The 24,044-nt window shown below is 65.6% G+C and carries 21 protein-coding genes; 11 read left to right on the top strand and 10 right to left on the bottom strand.

Annotation, left to right across the window (positions count from 1 at the left end; all coding sequences use genetic code 11):
* Nucleotides 1-3: 3 nt before the first annotated feature.
* The 3 genes from NLM15_RS01885 to NLM15_RS01875 form a co-directional block, all read right to left on the bottom strand.
* Nucleotides 4-633, bottom strand: a complete 630-nt coding sequence (locus NLM15_RS01885; RefSeq protein WP_254114988.1) for a cytochrome b/b6 domain-containing protein — start codon at nucleotides 631-633, stop codon at nucleotides 4-6.
* Between the two features lie 183 nt (nucleotides 634-816).
* On the bottom strand, nucleotides 817-1,371 hold the full coding sequence (locus tag NLM15_RS01880; protein ID WP_254114987.1) for a fasciclin domain-containing protein: 555 nt from the start codon (nucleotides 1,369-1,371) through the stop codon (nucleotides 817-819).
* Between the two features lie 384 nt (nucleotides 1,372-1,755).
* Nucleotides 1,756-2,517 carry an SDR family oxidoreductase gene (locus NLM15_RS01875; protein ID WP_254114986.1) on the bottom strand — a complete coding sequence of 254 codons (762 nt, stop codon included), beginning with the start codon at nucleotides 2,515-2,517 and terminating at the stop codon, nucleotides 1,756-1,758.
* 95 nt (nucleotides 2,518-2,612) lie between these two features.
* Here NLM15_RS01875 and NLM15_RS01870 point away from each other — a divergent pair, with 95 nt between their 5' ends.
* Nucleotides 2,613-4,142 carry a malonyl-CoA synthase gene (locus NLM15_RS01870; protein WP_254114985.1) on the top strand — a complete coding sequence of 510 codons (1,530 nt, stop codon included), beginning with the start codon at nucleotides 2,613-2,615 and terminating at the stop codon, nucleotides 4,140-4,142.
* A gap of 178 nt (nucleotides 4,143-4,320) precedes the next feature.
* Here the strand turns inward: NLM15_RS01870 and NLM15_RS01865 are convergent, their stop codons facing one another.
* The gene (locus NLM15_RS01865) at nucleotides 4,321-5,181 is read right to left on the bottom strand and encodes a TSUP family transporter (RefSeq protein WP_254114984.1); all 861 of its coding nucleotides are present in this window, start codon (nucleotides 5,179-5,181) and stop codon (nucleotides 4,321-4,323) included.
* Between the two features lie 510 nt (nucleotides 5,182-5,691).
* Here NLM15_RS01865 and sdhC point away from each other — a divergent pair.
* The 10 genes from sdhC to NLM15_RS01815 all read left to right on the top strand — a co-directional run bounded on the left by sdhC (nucleotide 5,692) and on the right by NLM15_RS01815 (nucleotide 17,693).
* Nucleotides 5,692-6,090, top strand: coding sequence for a succinate dehydrogenase, cytochrome b556 subunit (gene sdhC, locus NLM15_RS01860; RefSeq protein ID WP_254114983.1), 399 nt, complete (start codon nucleotides 5,692-5,694; stop codon nucleotides 6,088-6,090).
* Entirely contained in the window at nucleotides 6,087-6,491 is a 405-nt protein-coding gene (gene sdhD, locus NLM15_RS01855) for a succinate dehydrogenase, hydrophobic membrane anchor protein (RefSeq protein ID WP_254114981.1), read from the top strand. Before sdhC ends, sdhD begins: the two co-directional genes overlap by 4 nt.
* A gap of 3 nt (nucleotides 6,492-6,494) precedes the next feature.
* Nucleotides 6,495-8,330, top strand: coding sequence for a succinate dehydrogenase flavoprotein subunit (gene sdhA / locus NLM15_RS01850; RefSeq protein WP_254114979.1), 1,836 nt, complete (start codon nucleotides 6,495-6,497; stop codon nucleotides 8,328-8,330).
* Nucleotides 8,331-8,441: 111 nt separating this feature from the next.
* Entirely contained in the window at nucleotides 8,442-9,224 is a 783-nt protein-coding gene (locus NLM15_RS01845; protein WP_254114977.1) for a succinate dehydrogenase iron-sulfur subunit, read from the top strand.
* Between the two features lie 188 nt (nucleotides 9,225-9,412).
* Nucleotides 9,413-11,566 (top strand): hybrid sensor histidine kinase/response regulator, encoded by a 2,154-nt coding sequence (locus tag NLM15_RS01840; protein ID WP_254114975.1) that lies wholly within the window; start codon nucleotides 9,413-9,415, stop codon nucleotides 11,564-11,566.
* Between the two features lie 52 nt (nucleotides 11,567-11,618).
* Entirely contained in the window at nucleotides 11,619-13,577 is a 1,959-nt protein-coding gene (locus NLM15_RS01835) for an ABC transporter ATP-binding protein/permease (RefSeq protein WP_254114974.1), read from the top strand.
* Nucleotides 13,578-13,803: 226 nt separating this feature from the next.
* Nucleotides 13,804-14,628 carry an FkbM family methyltransferase gene (locus NLM15_RS01830; protein WP_254114973.1) on the top strand — a complete coding sequence of 275 codons (825 nt, stop codon included), beginning with the start codon at nucleotides 13,804-13,806 and terminating at the stop codon, nucleotides 14,626-14,628.
* Nucleotides 14,629-14,652: 24 nt separating this feature from the next.
* Nucleotides 14,653-15,039 carry a VOC family protein gene (locus tag NLM15_RS01825; RefSeq protein WP_254114971.1) on the top strand — a complete coding sequence of 129 codons (387 nt, stop codon included), beginning with the start codon at nucleotides 14,653-14,655 and terminating at the stop codon, nucleotides 15,037-15,039.
* A gap of 83 nt (nucleotides 15,040-15,122) precedes the next feature.
* The gene (locus tag NLM15_RS01820) at nucleotides 15,123-15,365 is read left to right on the top strand and encodes a hypothetical protein (RefSeq protein WP_254114969.1); all 243 of its coding nucleotides are present in this window, start codon (nucleotides 15,123-15,125) and stop codon (nucleotides 15,363-15,365) included.
* A 186-nt stretch (nucleotides 15,366-15,551) separates the two neighbouring features.
* Nucleotides 15,552-17,693, top strand: coding sequence for an OmpA family protein (locus NLM15_RS01815; protein ID WP_254114967.1), 2,142 nt, complete (start codon nucleotides 15,552-15,554; stop codon nucleotides 17,691-17,693).
* Nucleotides 17,694-17,747: 54 nt separating this feature from the next.
* Here NLM15_RS01815 and NLM15_RS01810 read toward each other — a convergent pair whose 3' ends face one another.
* The 6 genes from NLM15_RS01810 to NLM15_RS01785 all read right to left on the bottom strand — a co-directional run bounded on the left by NLM15_RS01810 (nucleotide 17,748) and on the right by NLM15_RS01785 (nucleotide 23,964).
* Nucleotides 17,748-18,704, bottom strand: a complete 957-nt coding sequence (locus NLM15_RS01810; protein ID WP_254114966.1) for a homocysteine S-methyltransferase family protein — start codon at nucleotides 18,702-18,704, stop codon at nucleotides 17,748-17,750.
* Nucleotides 18,705-18,977: 273 nt separating this feature from the next.
* Complete coding sequence (argG, locus tag NLM15_RS01805; RefSeq protein WP_254114965.1) at nucleotides 18,978-20,315, bottom strand: argininosuccinate synthase; 1,338 nt, start codon at nucleotides 20,313-20,315, stop codon at nucleotides 18,978-18,980.
* Between the two features lie 93 nt (nucleotides 20,316-20,408).
* Nucleotides 20,409-21,185: a phosphatase PAP2 family protein gene (locus NLM15_RS01800; protein ID WP_254114964.1), complete on the bottom strand. Its 777-nt coding sequence runs from the start codon at nucleotides 21,183-21,185 to the stop codon at nucleotides 20,409-20,411.
* 135 nt (nucleotides 21,186-21,320) lie between these two features.
* Nucleotides 21,321-21,815: a hypothetical protein gene (locus NLM15_RS01795; protein WP_254114963.1), complete on the bottom strand. Its 495-nt coding sequence runs from the start codon at nucleotides 21,813-21,815 to the stop codon at nucleotides 21,321-21,323.
* Between the two features lie 128 nt (nucleotides 21,816-21,943).
* Nucleotides 21,944-23,146, bottom strand: coding sequence for a 23S rRNA (adenine(2503)-C(2))-methyltransferase RlmN (rlmN, locus tag NLM15_RS01790; protein WP_254114961.1), 1,203 nt, complete (start codon nucleotides 23,144-23,146; stop codon nucleotides 21,944-21,946).
* Between the two features lie 170 nt (nucleotides 23,147-23,316).
* Nucleotides 23,317-23,964, bottom strand: coding sequence for an invasion associated locus B family protein (locus tag NLM15_RS01785; RefSeq protein ID WP_254114959.1), 648 nt, complete (start codon nucleotides 23,962-23,964; stop codon nucleotides 23,317-23,319).
* Nucleotides 23,965-24,044: the final 80 nt, after the last annotated feature.

Raw genomic sequence — 24,044 nt, 5'->3', positions numbered from 1 at the left:
CGCTCAGCGGCCAATGATCATCGCGCGCAGGCTCTTCGGCACCAGCAGCGCAAGAACAACGTGAATGACGAGGAACGCACAGATCGCGGCCATGCAGAAGAAGTGCACGTAGCGCGCGGTCGGATAGTCGCCGAACAGCATTACCAGATAATAGAGCTGGACCGGTTTCCACATTCCAAGGCCGGACAGCACGATCAGCACGCCGACCACGATGATGCCGGCATAGAGCACGCGCTGCACGTAATTGTAGACGGTGAGATCGTCATGGCCGAGCTTGAAGGTGAGGGCAGCCCTGACGTCGTGGAGCACGCCGGACGGGGTGATCGGCAGCAGCTTCTTGCGGAAGCGGCCGGTGGCGAAACCGGTGACGAGATAGGCGAGGCCGTTGATCATCAGGAGCCACATCGCCGCAAAGTGCCAGAGCAGACCGCCGCCGAGCCAGCCGCCAAGCGTATACTCGCGCGGGAAACTGAAGCCGAACAGCGGCGAGGCGTTGTAGATCTGCCAGCCCGACAGGATCATCAGGATCATGGCGAGCGCGTTGATCCAGTGCATGACGCGGACCCAGGCCGGCTGGATCACTTTGGCCGGGGTGGCGCTGACCTGTTCGTCGGTGACTGTGAGGCTCGACATGATGGTTCCGTCCTGAACGCCGTGTGACCCTGAATATACGCCGATACTTCCGCTTTCGTTACGCCCCGTTTCGCATTGAAACGATGCCATCAGGCTATCGTGGTCACAAACAAGCGAGCCGGGTCCCCCCGGCTCGCCGTCTCAAAGCATCCTGTTCGAGGGATGAAACAGGGCTGGGCGGTGTTACGTCGCCGGCATCAGCACGGTGTCGACCACATGGATGACGCCGTTCGACTGGTTGACGTTGGAGATCGTCACCATCGAGGTGCCGCCCTTGGCATCGACGATCCAGACCTTGCCGTCCTGCTTCTTCACCGTCAGTTCCTCGCCTTCGGCGGTCTTCATCTTCTTGCCGTCGGTGAGGTCGGAGGCCTCGAGCTTGCCGGGCACGACATGATAGGTGAGGATCTTGGTCAAGGTCGCCTTGTTCTCCGGCTTGACCAGGTTGTCGACGGTGCCGGCCGGCAACTTGCCGAAGGCGGCGTTGGTCGGCGCGAACACCGTGAACGGGCCCTTGCTTTCCAGCGTAGGCACCAGGCCGGCCGCCTTCACCGCCGCCACCAGTGTGGTGTGGTCCTTCGAGTGGACGGCGTTCTGGACGATGTTCTTGGACGGGAACATTGCGGCGCCGCCGACCATCACGGTCTTCTCCTCGGCACGAACCGGCGCGACGACGGTCGCGGTGATGGCCAGGGCGCTGAAGGCGGCGGCAGCGAGATAGGCAATACGCTTCGACATGGAGAGTCTCCCGATGAGCTGTGACCGGCAATGGCCGGCGTCTGAGTTGGCAACAACGGTGGCTGCGACAGTTTGACGTGAGGCAGCAGCGCCGTCGTTGGCCGAACTACGGGAGGGTTTGCGATGGGGTTTCGAACAAAAATTCTTTGTGATGCGTGAAACTATGGGGCGGTGAGTTCGTGTGATGGATGCGGCCACACGCTTCACTGTCGTCCCGGACAAGCGCAGCGCAGATCCGGGACCCATAACCACAGGAAGTCGTTTGGCGAAGACTCGGAGTACCTATCTCGCGCGACAACTTCTCCCTGTGGTTATGGGTCCCGGGTTCGCGACTGCGTCGCGCCCCGGGACGACGAGGAGAGATTGCCGCGCAGTGTGCCCGCTTCAATCCCTGTTGTTCGGCGTCTGGATGAAGCCGCGATTGTGCGTCGGGCTGATCAGGAGCTCGTTGATGCACACTCTGGGCGGCATGCTCGCGATGAACGCGATGGTGCGGCCGAGATCTTCGGATTGCAGCATCTTGGCCTGCTCCGCCTCGCTCGGCACCACCGGGCGCAGCTTCAGGATCGGGGTCGCCACCTCGCCGGGCATCAGGCAGCAGGCGCGCAGGCCGTTGACGCACTCGTCCATGTTGAAGGAATGGGTCAGCGCCAGCACCGCATGCTTGGTGGTGGTGTAGGCCGGGCCCGGCATCTTCGAGACATGGCGGCCGGCCCAGGACGAGACGTTGATGATCGAGCCGTCCTGCTGCTTGCGCATCGTCGGCAGCACCGCGCGCATGCAATAGAGCACGCCGTTGAGGTTGACCTGGACCAGCTGGTCCCAGCCGTCCAGTTCCATGTCCTTCCAGCTCCGCTTGGGGACATTGATGCCGGCGTTGTTCACGAGCAGGTCGATCCGGCCATGCTTCGCGACGATTTGATCGGCCGCCTTCTGGGCCTCGGTCGCGTTGGACACATCCAGCGCGATGACCTCGGCCGCCCCGCCGGCCTTGGTGATCCTGGCAACCACGGCATCGAGGGCGTCCTTGCGGCGGCCCGAGACCACGACGGTCCAGCCGTCGGCAGCCAACGCCTCGGCACCGGCTTCCCCGATACCGCTGCCCCCGCCCGTCACCCAGGCCACGCGTTTCCCACCTTTGGTCATGCAAACTGTCTCCGTTGCTTCATTGGGGCGGTTTTTGCTAATCCAGCCCCCGGCTTTGACCGGCCTTGTCAGTCTTGCGGTCGAGGAAATCTTGCATGAACCAAGCAGCCAACGCCAACCTGTTTTCCCGCCTGTTCGACGGCCTCGACGATCCCGAACGCCTCGCGATCGAGACGCAGGACGGCGCCCATATCAGCTATGGCGAGCTGATTGCGCGAGCCGGGCAGATGGCCAATGTGCTGGTCGCGCGCGGCGTGAAGCCCGGCGACCGCGTCGCGGTGCAGGTCGAAAAGTCGGTCGCCAATATCGTGCTGTATCTCGGCACTGTCAGGGCCGGCGCGGTCTACCTGCCGCTCAATACGGCCTATACGCTGAACGAGCTCGACTACTTTATCGGCGATGCCGAGCCGTCGCTGGTGGTCTGCGATCCCTCCAAGGCGGAGGGGCTCGCCCCGATCGCGGCCAAGGTGAAGGCCAGGGTCGAAACGCTCGGGCCTGACGGCAAGGGCTCGCTGACGGACGCCGCCGGCAAGGCCAGCAGCGAATTCGCGACGGTGTCGCGCGCAAACGACGATCTCGCCGCGATCCTCTACACGTCGGGCACCACCGGCCGCTCCAAGGGCGCGATGCTGACGCACGACAATCTCGCGTCGAACTCGCTGAGCCTCGTCGGCTACTGGCGCTTCACCGACAAGGACGTGCTGATCCACGCGCTGCCGATCTATCACACCCACGGCCTGTTCGTGGCGACCAACGTGACGCTGTTCTCGCGGGCCTCGATGATCTTCCTGCCGAAGCTCGACCCGGACCTCATCATCAAGCTGATGGCGCGCGCGACGGTGCTGATGGGCGTGCCGACCTTCTACACGCGGCTGCTCCAGAACTCGTCACTGTCGCGCGACACGACGAAGCATATGCGGCTGTTCATCTCGGGCTCGGCGCCGCTACTCGCCGAAACCCATCGCGAATGGTCGGCGCGCACCGGGCACGCGGTGCTCGAGCGCTACGGCATGACCGAGACCAACATGAACACCTCGAACCCCTATGACGGCGAGCGCGTGCCGGGCGCGGTCGGCTTTCCGCTGCCCGGCGTGTCCGTCCGCGTGACCGAGCCCGAGACGGGCAAGGAACTGCCGCGCGAGGAGATCGGCATGATCGAGGTCAAGGGCCCGAACGTGTTCAAGGGCTATTGGCGCATGCCGGAGAAGACAAAATCGGAATTCCGCCCCGACGGCTTCTTCATCACCGGCGACCTCGGCAAGATCGACGACAAGGGCTACGTCCACATCCTCGGCCGCGGCAAGGATCTGGTGATCTCCGGCGGCTTCAACGTCTACCCCAAGGAGATCGAGAGCGAGATCGACGCGATGCCCGGCGTGATCGAGTCCGCCGTGATCGGCGTGCCGCATGCCGATTTCGGCGAGGGCGTCACCGCGGTGCTGGTCTGCAACAAGGGCGCCGATGTGACTGAGGCCGCAGTGCTGAAGGCGCTCGACGGGCGCCTTGCAAAGTTCAAGATGCCCAAGCGCGTCTTCGTCGTCGACGAGCTGCCGCGCAACACCATGGGCAAGGTGCAGAAGAACGTGCTGCGCGATACCTACAAGGATATTTACGCGAAGAAGTGAGGGGGCTGACTTTAGACAAGACCGCGCCACACCCACACTGTCATGCCCCGGCTTGACCGGGGCATCCAGTACGCCGCGGCCTCTCGGGCTCAATCACTGCTGTCTCTGGAATACTGGATCGCCCGATCAAGTCGGGCGATGACAGTGGAGCGTGTGGGACGCGCGTGCCCCAAGCCAATCACTGCCCGCCCACCAGGCTCATCACGAACCGGCTGCCGACGATGAAGAGATAGCATCCGAACGCGACTTCCAGCGTCCGCTTCGACATCGCATGCGCGGCCCTCACCCCTAACGGCGCCGTCACGAGGCTCATCGGCATCACCAGCACGGCGCCGATCAGCGAGACGTAGCCGAGTGCGAACGGCACTTGCAGAGCCGAAACGCCGGGATAGGTCGCCGCCGCCGGCCAGCCAGCATAGATGTAGCCGAGCGCGCCGGGGATCGAGATCAGCACCGCGAGCGCCGACGAGGTCGCGACGGCCTGATGGATCGGACGGCCGTAGAAGGTCATCAGCAGGTTCGAGAACAGTCCGCCGCCGATGCCCATCAGCGTCGAGAGGATGCCGACGCAGAAGCCGTAGATTCGCATCAAGGGACCCTTCGGCAGATCATCGCCGAACTTCCAGCCCTCGCGCGCGAAGATGAGGCGGGCTGCAGCCGAATAGGCGACAGCGACGAAGACGATCTTGAACAGCTTTTCCGGCGCGTAGCGCGCAATCACGCTGCCGGCGATGACGCCGATCACAATCGGCAGCCACCACACGCGCAGGATCGTCATGTCGACGGCGCCGCGCTTGTAATGCGCCTGGAACGAGCGGATCGACGTCGGGATGATCACCGCGAGCGAGGTGCCGATGCAGAGCGGCATCCGCACCTCCAGCGGCACGCCGGCGATCCGGAAGCATTCGTAGAACACCGGCACGAGGATCGCGCCGCCACCGATGCCGAACACGCCGGCCAGGAATCCCGAGAGCGCGCCGGTTGCGATCAGCAACAGCGCGAGTTCGATGATCTCCTTGATATCAAGACCTGCAATCACCCCTGACCTGCCCCGGCGACTGGCCGCAGCGTCTCCGAATCGTCCGCCCGGATTCGGCTGCGGTCCAAGCTGTAGGCGATCTGATTTGCCCGGTCGACACGTCACGCCGGCCGTCTTGGGTGGGATGCAGGTTGCGCATATCCGCGACTGGCAACGAAAAACGGGTGCGGCAGCGGGTCGTCGCCGGATGGTTGGATCAGGAGAGGCCGCCGGCCGGCACCTGCGACGATTTGGACGGCATGGTCCGTTTAGAGGTGTTCCAATAGCGATTTCAATGCTTCGGGCGCGAGCTTGAAGTAATGAAGATATATTCGGTTTTTGGTCGATAGGCCAAGGCTCTGGTATACCAAGCCCCTGATTGGCCTTGTTTCATCAAGGGTCTAGGGCTGAACCGCGGTTCGATTTATGGCGATTTGGTGATTGCGCAGGTGAAATCGACTCCGTAAATAGAGCCGACCTTTCGCGATCCCCGCGCGCCCCATGCTGGGCCGCAATAAACATCAAAAGCCCATGACCGCACGGATCGAACGACCGCTTTCCCCCCACATGCAAGTCTACCGCTGGACGCTGACGATGGCGCTGTCCATCGTCCATCGCGCCACCGGTATCGCCCTCTATGTCGGCACCCTGCTGCTGGCCTGGTGGCTGATCGCGGCGGCCTCCGGCCCGGCCGCCTATGGCCACGTCCAGGCCTTCACCGGCAGCATCATCGGCCGCCTGATCGTGTTCGGCTACACCTGGGCGCTGATGCACCATATGCTGAGCGGTATCCGGCACTTCGTGTGGGACCTCGGCTACGGCTTCAAGGCCAACGAGCGCGAGGCCCTGACCTGGGGCGCGCTGATCGGCGGCATCGTGCTGACGGTGCTGATCTGGATCATCGCCTACGCGACCGGAGGTGGACGATGAGCGCAACCGATTCGCCCAAGCGCAGCATGCGCACCCCGCTCGGCCGCGTCCGCAATCTCGGCGCGGCGCATTCGGGCACGTCCGACTTCTGGCGTCAGCGCATCACCGGCGTCGCGATGGTGCTGCTGATGATCCCGGTGATCGTGGTCATCGTGATGCTGTTCGGCCGCAACCAGGCGTTCGCGGCGCAGATCCTCGGCTCGCTGCCGATCGCCATCATCATGCTGCTCTTCATCGCCGCCAGCGCCTGGCACATGAAGATCGGCATGCAGGTCGTGATCGAAGACTACGTCCATAACGAGAAGCTGAAGCTCGTCTCGATCATGCTCAACAATTTCTTCTCGGTCGCCGTCGCGCTCGCCTCGACCTACGCGATCCTGAAGCTTTCATCCGGAGTGTAACCCATGGCCACAGAGACCAATGGCAAGGGCACCGGCGCTCCCGCCACCAACGGCAAAGCCTATCCGATCGAAGACCACACCTATGACGTCGTCGTGGTCGGCGCCGGCGGCGCGGGCCTGCGCGCCGTGGTCGGCTGTAGCGAAGCGGGTCTTCGCACCGCCTGCATCACCAAGGTGTTTCCGACCCGCTCGCACACGGTTGCGGCGCAGGGCGGCATCTCGGCCTCGCTCGGCAACATGCACAAGGACGACTGGCGCTGGCACATGTACGACACCGTGAAGGGGTCGGACTGGCTCGGCGACCAGGACGCGATCGAATACATGGTGCGCAACGCGCCCGAGGCGGTCTACGAGCTCGAGCATTGGGGCGTGCCGTTCTCGCGCACCGAGGACGGCAAGATCTACCAGCGTCCGTTCGGCGGCATGACCACCGAGTTCGGCAAGAGCCAGGCGCAGCGTACCTGCGCCGCCGCCGACCGTACCGGCCATGCCATGCTGCACACGATGTACGGCCAGTCGCTGCGCCATGCGGCCGAGTTCTTCATCGAATTCTTCGCCATCGACCTGATCATGGACGACCAGGGCACCTGCCGCGGCGTCATCGCGCTCAAGCTGGACGACGGCACGCTGCACCGCTTCCGGGCCCAGACCGTGATCCTGGCGACCGGCGGCTACGGCCGCGCCTACGCCTCCTGCACCTCGGCGCACACCTGCACCGGCGACGGCGGCGGCATGGTGCTGCGCGCCGGCCTGCCGATGCAGGACATGGAGTTCGTGCAGTTCCACCCGACCGGCATCTACGGCTCGGGCTGCCTCGTCACCGAAGGTGCACGCGGCGAAGGCGGTTATCTCGTCAACTCCGAGGGCGAGCGTTTCATGGAGCGCTACGCGCCGTCCGCGAAGGATCTGGCCTCCCGCGACGTCGTCTCGCGCGCGATGACCATCGAGATCCGCGAAGGCCGCGGCGTCGGCAAGAAGAAGGACCACATTTTCCTTCATCTCGACCATCTCGATCCCGCGGTGCTCGCCGAGCGCCTGCCGGGCATCTCCGAATCCGCCAAGATCTTCGCCAATGTCGACGTGACGCGCGAGCCGATCCCGATCGTGCCGACCGTGCACTACAACATGGGCGGCATCCCGACGAACTATCACGGCGAAGTGCTGACCAAGAAGGACGGCGACGACAACGCCATCATCCCCGGCCTGATGGCGATCGGCGAAGCGGCCTGCGTCTCCGTGCACGGCGCCAACCGCCTCGGCTCGAACTCGCTGATCGACCTCGTCGTGTTCGGCCGTGCCGCCGCGCTGCGCCTTGCCGAGAAGCTCACGCCCAACGCCAACCAGCCGGAGCTGCCGGCGAACTCGTCCGAGCTGGCGCTCGGCCGCCTCGACCATTACCGCTACGCCTCCGGCGGCACGCCGACCGCAAAGCTGCGCGAAGGCATGCAGCACGTGATGCAGAACAATTGCGCGGTGTTCCGCACCGGCGAGATCCTGAGCGAAGGCCAGAACCTGATCGAGAAGGTCCACAGCGGCATCACCGACATCGCCGTGTCCGACCGCTCGCTGGTGTGGAATTCGGATCTCGTCGAGACGCTGGAATTCGACAACCTGATCTCGCAGGCGGTGGTGACGATGAACTCGGCCGCCAACCGCACCGAGAGCCGCGGCGCGCATGCCCGCGAGGACTTCTCCGAGCGCGACGACAAGAACTGGATGAAGCATACGCTGGCCTGGCTGGATGACTCCGGCAAGGTCAAGATCGAGTACCGCCCGGTTCACGACTACACCATGACCAACGACGTGCAGTACATCCCGCCCAAGGCGCGCGTGTACTGAGAAACAACAGTAGCTCGTCATTCCGGGGGCGATGCGCAGCATCGAACCCGGAATCTCGAGATTCCGGGTCTGGTCCTTCGGACCATCCCGGAATGACGAAAGGTTAGAGCAATGGTTGAATTCGCACTTCCGAAGAACTCCAGGATCACCGGCGGCAAGACCTGGCCGAAGCCCGCGGGCGCGACTGAAACTCGCGAATTCCGCGTCTATCGCTGGAATCCCGACGACGGCAAGAATCCGAGCGTCGACACCTATTACGTCGACACCCATGATTGCGGTCCGATGGTGCTGGACGGTCTGATCTGGATCAAGAACAACATCGATCCGTCGCTGACCTTCCGCCGCTCCTGCCGCGAAGGCGTCTGCGGCTCCTGCGCCATGAACATCGACGGCCAGAACACGCTGGCCTGCACCCGCTCGATGCACGACGTGAAGGACGGCGCGGTGAAGATCAATCCGCTGCCGCACCAGCCGGTGGTGAAGGACCTCGTCCCCGACCTGACCAATTTCTACGCGCAGTACGCCTCCGTCGAGCCGTGGCTGAAGACGACCTCGCCGACGCCGCAAAAGGAATGGAAGCAGAGCCACGAGGACCGCGAGAAGCTCGACGGCCTCTACGAGTGCATCCTGTGCGCCTGCTGCTCGACCTCATGCCCGAGCTATTGGTGGAACAGCGACCGCTATCTCGGTCCCGCCGCCCTGCTCCAGGCGAACCGCTGGGTCTCCGACTCCCGCGACGAGGCGACCGGCGAGCGGCTCGACAATCTCGAGGACCCGTTCCGCCTCTACCGCTGCCATACCATCATGAACTGCGCCAAGGCCTGCCCGAAGGGCCTGAACCCGGCGGAAGCCATCGCCGAGCTCAAGCTCAAGATGGTCGAGCGCCAGGTCTAGCCGCCGCTCACGTCACGATCCCCGGCCGGGCCGGCCGGGGCATGCTACGGCCGGCGCGGATTCGAGCAGATTTTTCTTCCAGCGCGCGCCACGGGCGAAGTTCCGGATTGCAACCTCCGGTTCCATCGACAAGCCGCTTCCTTCCCGGCGGGAATTTCAAGTAAGCTCTCCGGTCAGGGACCGGAGCAGTGCAGGGCGCGCAACGCAATTCGTTGAGACTGTTGCAGTGGATGATGGCTGCATCCCTGGCGCTGCCGATTGCGCTGTTCGTCTTCACCTCCACGATTTCCTACACATCGACCAAAGACATCGCCGACCGCGAGATCGAGCGCACCCTCGATGTCGCCCATGAGCACGCGCTCAAGGTGTTCGAGACCATCGACCGCAGCCTCGCCGAGATCAACGAGGTGGTGCGCGGCCTTCCCGACGACGTCATCCGCTCGCGCGAACCGGCGCTGCACCGCCGCCTGAAACGGCTCGCCGATTCGCTGCCGCAGCTCAAATCGGCCTGGATCTTCGACGCGAATGGAAAGTCGCTGGTCAACAGCCTCGCCTCCCCACCGCAGGATCTGAGTTTCGCGGACCGCGATTATTTCTATTCCCATGTCGACCAGAACATCGGCACGTTCGTCGGCGCGGCCCTGACGCCGCGTCCGCCCTATCAGGGTGCACGCTTCTTCGGCGTGAGCAGGCGCCGCGAAACCGACGATGGCAGCTTCGTCGGCGTCATCCAGGCCTCCGTCCTGCCGGAATATTTCGAGAGCTTTTATGCCAGGATCGGCTCCGATCCCGGCAGCTTCTTCGCCATGGGGCGCACGGACGGCGTGCTGCTCACGCATTTTCCGCGGGTAGACCGCGACTTCCGGCTCGATCCGACCGGGCCGGTCGGGCGGCAGATCGCCGCTCACCCCGAGCACGGCCTCATCACCATCGCCTGGCCCTCGGACGGAATCGAGCGGCGCATCGGCTACAGGCGCGTTGCGGAATATCCGATCTATGTCAGCGCCGGGCTCGAGACCTCGGCGATCCGCGCGCGCTGGTTCGCCACCATGGGCCAGCATCTGGTGTTCGGCATTCCGGCTACGGCGCTGCTGTTTCTGCTGCTCGCGTTCGCGCTCCGGCGCACCCGGCATCTTCACGCCGAGGCCACCGCGCGGCGCGAGGCCGAGGAGGCGCTCAAGCACAGCCAGCGGCTGGAAGCGCTCGGGCAGCTCACCGGCGGCGTCGCACACGACTTCAACAATCTGCTCACCGTGATCCGCGCCTCGGTCGACCTGTTGAACCGGACGCAACTGACGGAGGAGCGGCGGGAGCGCTACATCACCGCCATTGCGGACGCGGTCGCGCGCGCGGCCAAGCTGACCTCGCAGCTTCTGGCGTTTGCGCGGCGCCAGACCTTGAAGCCCGAGGTGTTCGATATCGGCGAGCGGATACAGTCGCTGCACGACATGCTCGCGACGCTGCTGGGCCCGGCGATCGAGATCGCGATGCGGCTCCCGGCGGAGCCGTGCCTCGTCAATGCCGATGCCAGCCAGTTCGAGACAGCGCTGATCAACATGGCGACCAATGCGCGCGATGCCATGCAGGGCAAAGGCAGGATCACCTTCGTCGTGCAGGCGGCGGCGACCGTTCCTGATACGCTCGCACACCTCTCAGGCAGCCACATCCCCGGAAACGGCGGCTTCGTCAGCGTCGCCGTCAGCGACACCGGCATCGGCATTCCCGCCGCACGCTTGGGGCGCATCTTCGAGCCGTTCTTCACCACCAAGCAGGTCGGCCAGGGCACCGGCCTCGGCCTGTCGCAGGTGTTCGGCTTCGCCCGGCAATCCGGCGGCGAGGTGACCGTGACGAGCGAGGTCGGCCAGGGCAGCACCTTCTCGCTCTATCTGCCGCGCGTGCCGGCGGACCTGCTGCCGCAGCGGCAGGCGCCGAACACCGCGCCGGCGGAGGCAGGCAGCGGCATGTCGGTGCTGGTGGTCGAGGACAATATCGAGCTGGCCAATTTCGCGGCCGACGGTCTCACCGAGCTCGGCTACAGCATCACCCTGGTCGACAACGCCACCGACGCGCTCGCCGAGCTGGTCGTGGATTCGGATCGCTTCGACGTCGTGTTCTCCGACGTGGTGATGCCTGTCATGACCGGGCTCGATCTGGCGCAGGCCATCCGCGACCGCGGCATCCGCGTGCCGGTCGTGCTGACCACGGGCTACAGTCAGGCCCTGTCACAGGATGGCGCCGCCGGCTTCGACCTCGTGCAAAAGCCTTATTCGATAGAGGAATTGTCGCGCGTTCTCCATCGGGCCGCGAGGCTGCGGCCGGTCCGCGACGGCGCCGCCGAGTGAGGCCGGCCAGGAACCTGCGGGAACCGACTGATTTCTTTCGCGTTAGCCGCGCATGCAGAAGCCGGCCGCAAAGCGCGAACAGGGCAAGGAGCCGCCCATCATCGAGATCACCGGCGAGGGCGGCGATGAGGTCACACCGCCGCCGCCCGAGCTGGTCGAACCTGACCCCGAGCTGTCGCCCGAAGAGGCCGAGCAGGCCCGCAAGGACTATCTGCTGACGCGCTTCTGGATCAGCGCACGCGGCTTCTGGGGCCGCAACGGCGACCGTCTCGCCTGGCCATTCTCGATCGGACTCGGCGTGCTGATCATCCTGACCGTCGGCTTCCAGTACGGCATCAACGTCTGGAATCGCGCGATCTTCGACGCCATCGAGAAGCGCAACGCAGCCACCGTCTTCCATCTCACGGCCATGTTCTTCCCGCTCGCGATCGGCAGCATCATGCTCGGCGTCGCCCAGGTGTTTGCACGCATGGGCATTCAGCGGCGCTGGCGGGCCTGGCTCACGGCCAGCGTGCTGACGCGCTGGCTTGCCAACGGGCGTTACTATCAGCTCAACCTGGTCGGCGGCGACCACAAGAACCCGGAATACCGCATCGCCGAGGATCTGCGCGTTGCGACCGATTCTCCGGTCGATTTTCTCGCCGGCGTGACCTCGGCGCTGTTGTCAGCCGTCACTTTCATCATCGTGCTCTGGACCATCGGCGGCGCGCTCACGGTCACGCTCGGCGGCTCGACCATCACCATTCCGGGCTTCCTCGTCATCGCCGCGATCCTCTATGCCGCGATCGCCTCCGGCTCTATCCTGGTGATCGGCCGGCGCTTCGTGCAGGTCTCCGAGGACAAGAACCAGGCCGAGGCGGATTTCCGCTACACGCTGACGCGCGTGCGCGAGAACGGCGAGAGCGTCGCACTGCTCGGTGGCGAGGAGGAAGAGCGCGGCGGCATCGACCGCAACTTCACCAGCGTGCTCAGGCAATGGGCGCGCCTCGCCGGCCAGCACATGCGCACAACGCTGGTCTCGCAAGGCTCGAGCCTCGTTGCGCCGGTCGTGCCACTGCTGCTCTGCGCGCCCAAATTCCTCGAGGGCAGCATGACGCTCGGACAGGTGATGCAGGCTGCCTCCGCCTTCACCATCGTGCAGAGCGCGTTCGGCTGGCTGGTCGACAATTATCCGCGGCTCGCCGACTGGAACGCCTGCGCCCGCCGCATCGCCTCGCTGATGATGTCGCTCGACGGCCTCGAGCGCGCCGAGCAGGGCGACGGCCTCGGCCGCATCAAGCGCGGCGAGACCAGCAACGACGCCATGCTGGAATTGAACGACCTTTCGGTCACGCTCGACGACGGCACCGCGGTTGTCGGCGAGACCGAGGTGGTGATCGAGCCCGGCGAGCGGCTGCTGGTCGCCGGCGAATCCGGCACCGGCAAGAGCACGCTGGTGCGCGCCATCGCGGGGCTCTGGCCATGGGGCGGCGGCAGCGTCAATTTCCATCCCGACCGGCGGCTGTTCATGCTGCCGCAGCGGCCCTACGTGCCGTCCGGCAGCCTGCGCCGTGCTGTCGCCTATCCCGGCGCGGCCGATCACTGGACCGTCGAGGAGATCGGCGAAGCGCTGCACAAGGTCGGCCTCGATCATCTCAAGGAGAAGATCGAGGAAGAGGGACCGTGGGACCAGACGCTGTCGGGCGGTGAAAAGCAGCGCCTCGCCTTCGCCCGGCTGCTGCTGCACAACCCCGACATCGTCGTGCTCGATGAAGCGACCTCGGCGCTCGACGAGAAGAGCCAGGACAAGATGATGCAGATGGTCACCGACGCGCTGCCGAAGGCGACCATCGTCAGCGTCGCGCATCGCGTCGAGCTGGAGGCCTTCCACAGCCGCAAGATCGTGCTGGAGCGCCGCAAGGGCGGCGCCAAGCTCGTCAGCGACATCGAGCTGATCCCGCGCAAGGGCCGGCGCAAGCTGCTCGGCCGCTTCCTGCGCCAGCGCAAGGCGACACCGAAGAAGGCGGCGTAGCACACTCTCTCCGTCATCCCGGACAAGCGCAGCGAAGCGGAGCGCAGATTCGGGACCCATACCCCCAGGGAGCAGTGTGGCGAAGACTCGGAGTGGGCATCTTGCACCACAATTCCTCCCTGTGGTTATGGGTCCCGGGTTCGCTTCGCGCCCCGGAACGACAGCGAAATTGTAGCTCTCATCAAAACCGGCTATGCATGCGCCGCTTGCAACGAGGACCGCCTGCTTGACGCCCGACAACGCCCCTTCGTCCGCGCCATTCGGCGCTTTCGCGCCAAATGCTGCGCAGGCTGCCATCATTCGCCTCGCGACGCAGTCGGGGCTGAAGCGCGGCGCGTTCCGTCCGTGGATGTCGCGGCTCGTCAATCTGCTGCGCGGCGGCCCCGTTGACGTGCAATACCAGGGCGCCTCGTTCCGGCTCTATCACCAGGGCAGCGCGACCGAGCGCGGCGCGCTGTTCAACCCCGACTACAATCTCGACGAGCTCGACTTCCTGCGCGGGCACACGCCTGCGGGGGGCACGTTCGTCGACGTCGGTGCCAATGTCGGCACCTTTGCGCTGGTGATGGCGCGGCAGGTTGGCACCAAGGGCAAGGTGGTCGCGATCGAGCCGCATCCGATGACGTTCGGGCGGCTGTCGTTCAACCAGGCCGCATCGAACGCAACGCAGGTGCGCCTGGTGCAGGCCGCCGCCGGCGACAGCGACGGCGAGCTGATGATCGAGAGCGGCGGCGGTAATCTCGGCGCCACGCATGTCGTGACCGGCGCAGCCAGCACGGATGCGATCAAGGTGCCTTCACTGCGGCTGACGCGCATCCTGGACGAAGCCGGAGTTGCGCAGGTCGATTCGCTGAAGATCGACGTCGAGGGCTTCGAGGACCGTGTGCTGATCGGCTTCTTCCGCGACGCGCCGCAATCGCAGTGGCCGCGCGCGGTCGTGATCGAGCATCTGTCACAAAACGAATGGCAGCAGGATTGTATTGCTGACATGGTCGCACGCGGCTTTGCGATCGTGCGCAAGACGCGGAGCAATACGTTCCTGTCGCGCTGACAGGGGCGAACAACGGAGGTTGCGATGATCGACCATTTGGGTTTCTCCGTCTCCGACTATGAGCGCGCGAAGGCGTTCTACGCGGCGGCGCTGGCTCCGCTCGGCTATAGCCTGATCATGGAAGTGACGGCGGAGCGGACCGGCCACTCCGCTGCTGCGGGCTTCGGCGCCAACGGCAAGCCGGACTTCTGGTTCGGCGCCGAAGGCGCGATGAACAAGCCCGTGCATGTTGCGATCGTCGCCAAAGACCGCGCCACGGTCGATGCGTTCTACAAGGCGGCGATGGCGGCCGGCGGACGCGACAACGGACCGCCCGGCATTCGCCCGCATTATCATGCGAACTATTACGGCGCGTTCGTGCGCGATCCCGACGGCCACAACATCGAGGCCGTCTGCCACGCACCGGAATAGGCAAGTTTCAGGACGACGGCGCGAGGAACATCGGCGCGGCATCATCGTTATCGTTCTCCGGACAACTGACCCCGATGATGCTGATGCCGATTGAGCCACCCGAGATTCCGCCGTCGACTCCCGGCACGCCTTCCGAGCCGCCGCCTGGAATTCCACCGGGCAATCCGCAGCCTGAAATCACGCCGCCGGTGCGCGAGCCCGGCTCGCCACCGCGACCCGACGAATTGCCGGGCCACATGCCGGAAGAGATTCCATCGCGCGGACCGACCGGACCGCTCACGCCGAATCCCGCGACGGATGCAAGTTCGCCGCGGGATCACATATGAGGCGAAGCATCACATGTGAGGCAATTGCAACCTGCTTCTGAATGCGCAATGAACGTCACCATAGTGAGGTGATTTGCGTGCAGAAATAAATCGGACCGCGACCTCTTCGCCCGCCACATTCCGGCCTAACGCGTAGCCGTTCATCCCGACACTTCGTCAAAGAACCTTCCGGGGAAGTTCACTATCATGACCAACCTTCGTTTCGTGCTGCTTGCAACGACGGCTCTGACCGCGATGCAGTTCACAAGCTCCGCATCGCATGCGCAAAGCGCGCCGCCGCTCGTGGTTGCGCAGGCCCAGCCACAACAAGAGACGGGCCCTGACGGAAAACCGAAGCAGCCTCCGAAGGGACCGCCAGCGGCCGCGCCGCCTGCGGCGCCCGCGCGCCCCGCGGCACCGCCGCCCGCGGCTGCACCGCCTCACCCGCCCGCTGCGCCTCCGCCGGCTGCCGCACCGCCGCGCCCTGCAGCGCCGCCACCGCCTCCGCCGCCACCTGCGGCCCGCCCGGCACCGCCGCCGCCCCCACCGCCGCCTGCCGCTCCGAAGCAGCCTTCGCCGCCGCCGGCTGCAGCGCCGCAGCAGCACGCTCCGACACCGCCGCCTCCGGCACCGCCCGCGGCACGTCCGGCTCCCACGCCGCCAGCACCGCCTCCCGCGGCGGCTCCGCAGCAGCACGCGCCGACGCCACCGCCGCCTGCGGCTCGCCCGACTCCGACGCCGCCTCCGGCAGCGGGTCCTGCGGGGCGCCCCGCGCCGGCGGCAACACCTGCTGCTCCGACAGCAGCACCCACGGCTCGCCCGAACGCGCCTGCCCCGGCAACCACACCTGCACCGGCGACCACACCTGCGCCGACCGCAACGCCGGCTCCGGGCAGCACGCCTGGCGCACCGCCTGCTGGCCGCCCCGGCGCGCCGCCGCCCGGCGCACGGCCCGGCACCCCTCCGGCTGCGGGATCGCCAACACCGGCTCCCGGTGCCGCGCCCGCTCCGACGGCCACACCGGCCCCCGGTGCCGCAACGCCGCCGCCCGGACGTCCCGGTGCGGGACCAGCGCCCGCGCCTGGTGCAGCCCCGACCACGACGCCGCCCCCCGGCCAACAGGGTGCAACGCCTCCTGCCGGCGCGCCCGCTGCCGGAGCCCCGGCCGCGCCGCCCCAGGCCGGTCTGCCGCCCCGGCCACCGGCTCCTCCCGCCGGCGCCGCGGCACCGACCGTCGTCCCCGGTACGCCGGCCGCGGCACCGCCGCCCAACAGGGCGCAATACGCGCCGCCGACGGTCGCACCGGCCTTCCGTGCCGCGCCGACAGTCGCAGCTCCGCTGCCGCCACCGCCGCGTCCGCAGCAGCGTGACTTGACGCCGCTCGCGATCGGCGCGGGCGTGGTGGCCGGTGCCGTGATCGGCGCGACCATCGCCGACATGCATAGCCAGCGGCGCGAGGTCGTCGAAGGCGGCCGCACCGTCTACACCGAGCCGGACCGCATCATCATCCGCGATCCGGGCGGGCAGGCTTATGTCCGCGGCAACGACCTCTATCGCTTCCGCTACGGCGCCCGCGACATCCGCACCGACACCGTCGGCGGCGAAACCCGCACCGTCGTGGTCCGTCCCGACGGCAGCGAGGTGATCACCGTGGTCGGCGCGGACGGCTCGCTGCTGCGGCGTATCCGCAGGGACCCGCGCGGACGCGAGATCATCATCATCGACAACACCTATCGCGATCCGCGGGCGGTCGGCGGCTTCTATGTCGACGTGCCGCCGCCGGTCGTGAACATTCCCTATGATCGCTACATCGTCGACGCTCAGGAGGCGTCGCCGGACGTGATCTACCAGACCATGGTGGCACCGCCGGTGCAGCGGATCGATCGGCGTTACTCGCTCGACGAGATCCGCTACAGCCCCAATGTTCGCATGCAGATGCCGAGCATCGACGTCAACACGATCAACTTCGAGACGGGATCGTGGACCATCCCGCCGGACCAGGCGGCCCGGCTCCAGGTGATCGCGGACGGACTGAACCAGGCGATCCAGCGCAACCCGCGCGAGGTGTTCCTGATCGAGGGACACACCGACGCGGTCGGCAACGACGTCGACAATCTGTCGCTGTCGGACCGCCGTGCGCAGTCCGCGGCCGAACTGCTGACGCAGCAGTTCAATGTGCCCGCCGAGAACCTGACGTCACAGGGCTATGGCGAGCAGTATCTGAAGGAGCAGACGCAGGGGCCGAGCCCGATCAACCGGCGTGTGACCATCCGCAACATCACGCCGTTGCTCAATGGTGGTCAGGCTTCGCTGCCGCCGCCCCCACCCGGCACCGCACCGCCGCGCTGAGGCGAGGCACGAATGGAAAATGGCCGGGAGCGATCCCGGCCATTTTTGTTTTGATCATGCACCTGACGCCTGATGCGGCATGCAGGCATCGCAGATGGCTGCGAGATGCCTGTGATCAGTGCCACAGCAGCCGCCGAGCAACTGCATGCGCGGGAACGCGCGCCTGAGCGCCAGATAGCGGCGGCCGAGATCGACGGGATCGCCACTGTCGATCGCCTCCGATTCGTCAAGCTCGGCATGGCTCTTGATCGAGGCGTTGGCGCGAACGCCATGAATGCGCTCGACCCATGGCTCGCCGGCTTCGAGAGCACCCTCGAAATGTGTTGGATGAGCACAGTTGATCAGAAAATATTCGCACGCGCGTTCCGTTGCATGATCGACCGTTTCGATCGCCTCACGCAGGGTCTCTCCCCTGACCAGACGACCGTCGGTTTCGACTGTGAACGAGACCGCAACTGGAATCGCCTGCATCTTCGCCGCACGCACAACGCCGATGGCTTCATTGACGCTGTTCAGCGTGAACGCGGTCACCATGTCCGCGCCAGCCTCGGCAAATGCCGCGATCTGAGGCGAGTGATAGGCCATCGCCTCGGCCGCATCCATGTTGCCGGCCTTGTAGCCATCGCCCCTCGGGCCGATCGCGCCGTTGATCACGCAAGGCCGGCCAGGAGCCTCCCAGGCACCGCGCAATTCCTCGATAAAGCGAATGGCACGCATGTTGAGCGCCTTGAGCCTGTCCTCATCATAACCAAGCTTGGCACCCCAATCAGCATTGGCGCGCCAGGTCGGACTGTCGAGCACAAAGCCGAGCCCACGCTGCCGCGCGATGGCGAGATAGGCGTCGTAATATTCCTTCAGATGTGATCGGCCTTCCGCGCTCTCGAGCAGCACGAATGCAGCGAAGTGGGGAAGCTCCAGTCCCTTGTGAAAGATCAGGGTGGTCTCCATGCCACCGTCGGTCAGGAAGATGCCGCCTCGATGCTGCGGCAGATCGTGTCTGTGTCTGGCCATGGGTCGCTCCGTCGTGACAGGCCCCACTCATTCGGTCGTTTCAGACACCTTCCGGTCTCGTGGAACACAGTGCCGCATAATGTCGCGCGGCACGCTGCCGAGCCACCGCGCCGCCGCGCTGAGGCAAAGGTCAGAAACGCAAATGGCCGGGAGCGAGCCCGGCCATTCTTGTTTCTTGTTGTAGGGCGGATTAGCGAAGCGTAATCCGCCGACTTCGTTTGCCAAACGCGGAGGCGTGGCGGGTTACGCCTTCGGCTAACCCGCCCTACGGCCTCAGCCCTTGTCGCTCTCGAGCCGGAAGATCTGCGAGCCTTCGCTACCCGACAGCAGGCCGGTCTTCGAATAGAGACCAAGCTTCGTGCGCGTGTCGGCGATGTCGAGGTTGCGCATGGTGAGCTGGCCGATGCGGTCGGCCGGCGTGAACGCGGCGTCCTCGACCTTCTCCATGCTGAGCCGCTCCGGCGCATAGGTCAGGTTGGGGCTCTCGGTGTTGAGGATCGAGTAGTCGTTGCCGCGGCGCAGCTCCAGCGTGACCTCGCCGGTGACGGCGCGCGCGACCCAGCGTTGCGCGGTCTCGCGCAGCATCAGGGCCTGCGAATCGAACCAGCGGCCCTGATAGAGCAGACGTCCGAGGCGCATGCCGCTGATGCGGTACTGCTCGATCGTGTCCTCGTTGTGGATGCCGGTGACGAGGCGCTCATAGGCGATGTGCAGGAGCGCCATGCCCGGCGCTTCATAGATGCCGCGGCTCTTGGCCTCGATGATGCGGTTTTCGATCTGGTCGCTCATGCCCAGGCCATGACGGCCGCCGATGACGTTGGCTTCGAGGAACAACGCGACGGGATCGGAGAAGGTCTGGCCGTTCAATGCAACAGGCTGGCCTTCCTCGAAACGCACCACGACCTTCTCGGCCTTGACGTTGCAGTCGTCGCGCCAGAACGGCACGCCCATGATCGGGTTGACGATCTTGATGCCGCTGTCGAGGCTCTCGAGATCCTTGGCTTCGTGCGTGGCGCCGAGCAGATTGCTGTCGGTCGAATACGCCTTCTCGGCGCTCATCTTGTAGGCGAAGCCCTGCGCCGTCATGAACGCCGACATCTCGGCGCGGCCACCGAGCTCGTCGATGAACTGCTGGTCGAGCCAGGGCTTGTAGATGCGCAGGGATGGGTTGGTCAGCAGGCCGTAGCGGTAGAAGCGCTCGATGTCGTTGCCCTTGAAGGTCGAGCCGTCGCCCCAGATGTTGACGCCGTCCTCCTTCATCGCCGCGACCAGCATCGTGCCGGTCACCGCGCGCCCGAGCGGCGTGGTGTTGAAATAGGTGATGCCGCCGGTCGAGATGTGGAAGGCGCCGGACTGGATCGCGGCGATGCCTTCGTGGACCAGCTGGGTGCGGCAATCGACCAGCACGGCCTTCTCGGCGCCGAACGCTTCCGCCTTGCGCGGGATCTCGTTGTAGTCGGCCTCATCGGGCTGGCCGAGATTGGCGGTATAGGCGTAGCAGCGCGCGCCCTTCTGCTTCATCCAGAGCAACGCCGCGCTGGTGTCGAGGCCGCCCGAAAAAGCAATGCCGACTTTCTCACCCTTGGGCAGGCTTTTCAGGATCGTGGTCATGGCGCTTCCAATCGGGTCTCAAAGGGCTGATGTGAGGGTGAACTTGACCGCGCGAATATCAAATTTCGCACGCCTCGGCACCCATTTAATGGCTCAAACCGATGGCTCGGCGCCCGTCTTGCGGCCGAACAGGCGCTGGCGGAGCCGGTAGGCGGGCATGTTCAGCCGGGTCAGGGCGGCATCGACCGCCTCGTCCGAGAACCGGGACCGTGGCCAGCGGTAGATCAACGCGTAGGCGAACCAGATCACGACGAAGGTCACGAGGCCGGCGATCGAGACATCCGTGAAGAAGTGGCCGCCGAAGGCCATCCGTAGCCCGCTGGTCACGATGCCGAAGACCACCGCGGCGGCATAAGCGAGCGGCCGCCACGCCGGCGGCGCCAGCGCGGCCGGCGCCAGGGTCCAGAACGCGGTCGCACCTTCGCCCGAGAAGAACGAGCAGTTGCGCGCACACTCGCCGCGCGGATCCCACCACGCCACGAACTGCTGGTCGCCGGCGAACTGCGTCACCACCACCGGCCGCGGCCGGCCCCAATAGGTCTTGAAGGTCAGATTGGTGAGGATGCCGGCCGACAGGATGATCGTGGCCAGCAGGAACACGATCGCGCGCCCCGACACCATCAGCGGCCGGTCGGGCCGGAACATCTTGACCACGAGTGCGACAAGTGACGGCAGCACGAACGCCCAGGCGACCCACATCGCAGCGTCACGCGCAAAGCCGGCCCAGTCGTTCAGCTTGAGCGGAAACGTCTTCGTCTGGGGATCGAAGAACAGCGCGGCGAGCTTGAGGTCGAGCTCGGGATAGAGGCCGAAAACGACGCCGATCACGAGCCACAGCGCCAGGGCGATGAAGAGTCCGGTACGGTTCATGGCGCGCGGTTTAGCGGAGTGGGGCGGGGATGAAAACCCTGGCCGGCGTCATTCCGGGATGGTCCGAAGGACCAGACCCGGAATCTCGAGATTCCGGGTTCGATGCTGCGCATCGCCCCGGAATGACAGCAGAGATCATCGCGCATCCGGCCGCGAATTCGACGGCAGCGGCGGAGGCGGCTTGTGCGGGGGCGGCGAATTCCGCCAGGCGCCGGCATTGCGGCCGGCGATCAGCCAGTAGACGATTCCGGCGACGATGCCCGCGCCGGTCATGATTTCCAGATGCCGCCGCACGATGCCTTCGAACTGCAACGTATCGGAGTGGAAGGGAACGAGGCCGAGATAGCAGGCGAGCCCGACGAGGCCGCCGCCAGCGGCGTAGGCCAGCGCGCTGCGGATGTAGAGCGCCTCGGTGATCGCGACGATCACCGCCGCGGGCACCAGCGCGAAGCCCGAGACGAAGATGAAGCCGAAGCCCAGCAGGATATCGATCGCATCCTGATCGACGGGGCCGGCGCCGAGGTCGGCGAATTCCGGAAACAGCAGCGCGACGACGACGATCATGCCGCCGACGAAACAGGCGGCGAGGAAGCCGATGAAGATGACGACGAGGCGGCCGATCAGGGACATGCGGGGGAAGCCACCGTTGTCGTTATTGCGAGCGCAGCGAAGCAATCCAGAGATGCGTCCGCGGAGACAGTCTGGATTGCTTCGTCGCTGCGCTCCTCGCAATGACGAAAGAGCGCGAGCATGAAAGGCTAATCCGTCATCGCCATGGCGCGCAGCGCCTGGCGTTCCCGGGCCGAGAGCTTTTCGGTCTCCGATTTGAGCTGGCCGCAGGCGGCGAGGATGTCGCGGCCGCGCGGGGTGCGGACCGGCGAGGAATAGCCCGCGTTGAAGATGTATTCGGAGAATTTTTCGATCTGGTCCCAGTCCGAGCATTCATAGGCCGTGCCGGGCCACGGATTGAACGGAATGAGATTGATCTTGGCGTGAATGCCCTTGAGCAGCTTCACCAGGAGTTTCGCATCGTCGAGCGAATCGTTGACGCCCTTGAGCATCACATATTCGAAGGTGATGCGGCGCGCGTTCGATGCGCCGGGATAGTCGCGGCAGGCCTGCAGCAGCTCCTTGATCGGATATTTGCGATTGAGCGGCACCAGCTCGTTGCGCAGCTCGTCGCGCACCGCGTGCAGCGAGATCGCGAGCATGACGCCGATCTCCTCGCCGGCGCGAACGATGTTCGGCACCACGCCCGAGGTCGACAACGTGATGCGGCGGCGGGAGATGCCGATGCCTTCATTGTCGCCGACGATGAGCAGCGCATCGCGCACCGCGTCGAAATTGTAGAGCGGCTCGCCCATGCCCATCATCACGATGTTGGTGACGCGGCGCGTGCCGTCCTCGCGATCGGCCCAATCGTTCAGGCGATCGCGGGCGACCATCACCTGTCCCACGATTTCGCCGGCGGTGAGGTTGCGCACCAGACGCTGCGTGCCGGTGTGGCAGAAGGAGCAGTTCAGCGTGCAGCCGACCTGCGAGGAGACGCAGAGCGTGCCGCGATCGGTCTCGGGGATGTAGACGCACTCGACTTCATGCGCCCTTTCGGCGTTGTCGCCGCTCGGCAGGCGCAACAGCCATTTGCGGGTGCCGTCGTTGGAGATCTGCTCGGCCACGACTTCGGGCCGGTCGACGGTAAAATGCTGGGCGAGATCGGCGCGAATGCCCTTCGAGATCGAGGTCATGTCGTCGAAGCTTTGGGCGCCGCGGAAATAGAGCCAGTGCCAGAGCTGCTGCACGCGCATCTTGCGCTGGGCGGGCGCGACGCCGATCTCGCCGAGGCGGTCGGCAAGTTCAGTGCGCGACAGGCCGATCAGCGACGGCTTTGCCGGCGGCACATAGGTTTCGAGCGGAGTCTTCTCCACCAGTGTTGCGTTGTGCGGCTCGGTCATCGGTTGCATTGAATGGACCTGATTGTCTTGTCGTTCCGGGGCGATGCGCAGCATCGAACCCGGAACCTCGAGATTCCGGGTCTGGTCCTTCGGACCATCCCGGAATGACGGAAAAACTTGGAACCGTCTCTATATAGCAACCGGAACAGCCGATTGCGACCGTGATACCGCCCGCAGCCTTAACGCCTGCAATCCTGCGAAATCCGGTCGAGCGCCTGGGCGAGGCCTTTCAGCGAGAAGGTATCGGTCGTTTCGGTTCCCTTGGCCGAGACGCCCTTGACCACGAGATCGGCGGATTTGCGCATGGCTTCCACCATCCGCTCCTCCTCGGCCGCGTTCTTGATCCAGAGGCCGTCGCCCTGCGTGTACATCGCGAAGGCGGCGCCGCCGACCTCGACCGAGGATTCCGAGCCCGGCTTCAGCGCGTAGCCGATCATGACCGAGACTTCGTTGTTCACCTTTTCCGCCGGCCGGGTCGAGACGAAGGCATAGGCGGGATCGCGCGGGCGGTTCGGCGGGTTGGTCTTCGACGACGACGGCTTGGCCAGTGCGAAGCAGACCTTCTTGCCGTTGGGCGTGGCCGAATAGGCGCCCCAGGTGCCGAACTGGCCGATCAGGGTCGGCTCGGCGCCGCCCGCAACCGCGGCGGCCGGAGCCGCCGGCTTGCTCTCGGGCTTTGCTGCCGTCTTGGCAGTCGGACTGGCGGCCGGTGCAGCCGCCTTCGGTGCGGCCTTGGGCGCAGGTTGCGCCGTCTGCGCCCGCGCGGAATCGGTGATTCCCACGGCCATCACGCCAGTCATCAAGGCTAAAATCAGCACCCGCCACATGCTGGAGTGGTTCCCTCAATATTGTGACTGGAAGATGGCCCGGCCGCGCGTTGTCCCCGCAGCAGGGATAGCGGGGAAAG

Source organism: Bradyrhizobium sp. CCGB20 (genome assembly GCF_024199855.1).
Taxonomy (GTDB): domain Bacteria; phylum Pseudomonadota; class Alphaproteobacteria; order Rhizobiales; family Xanthobacteraceae; genus Bradyrhizobium.
Note: the sequence above shows the minus strand (reverse complement) of the source record. Positions and strands in the feature narration are given on the sequence as shown.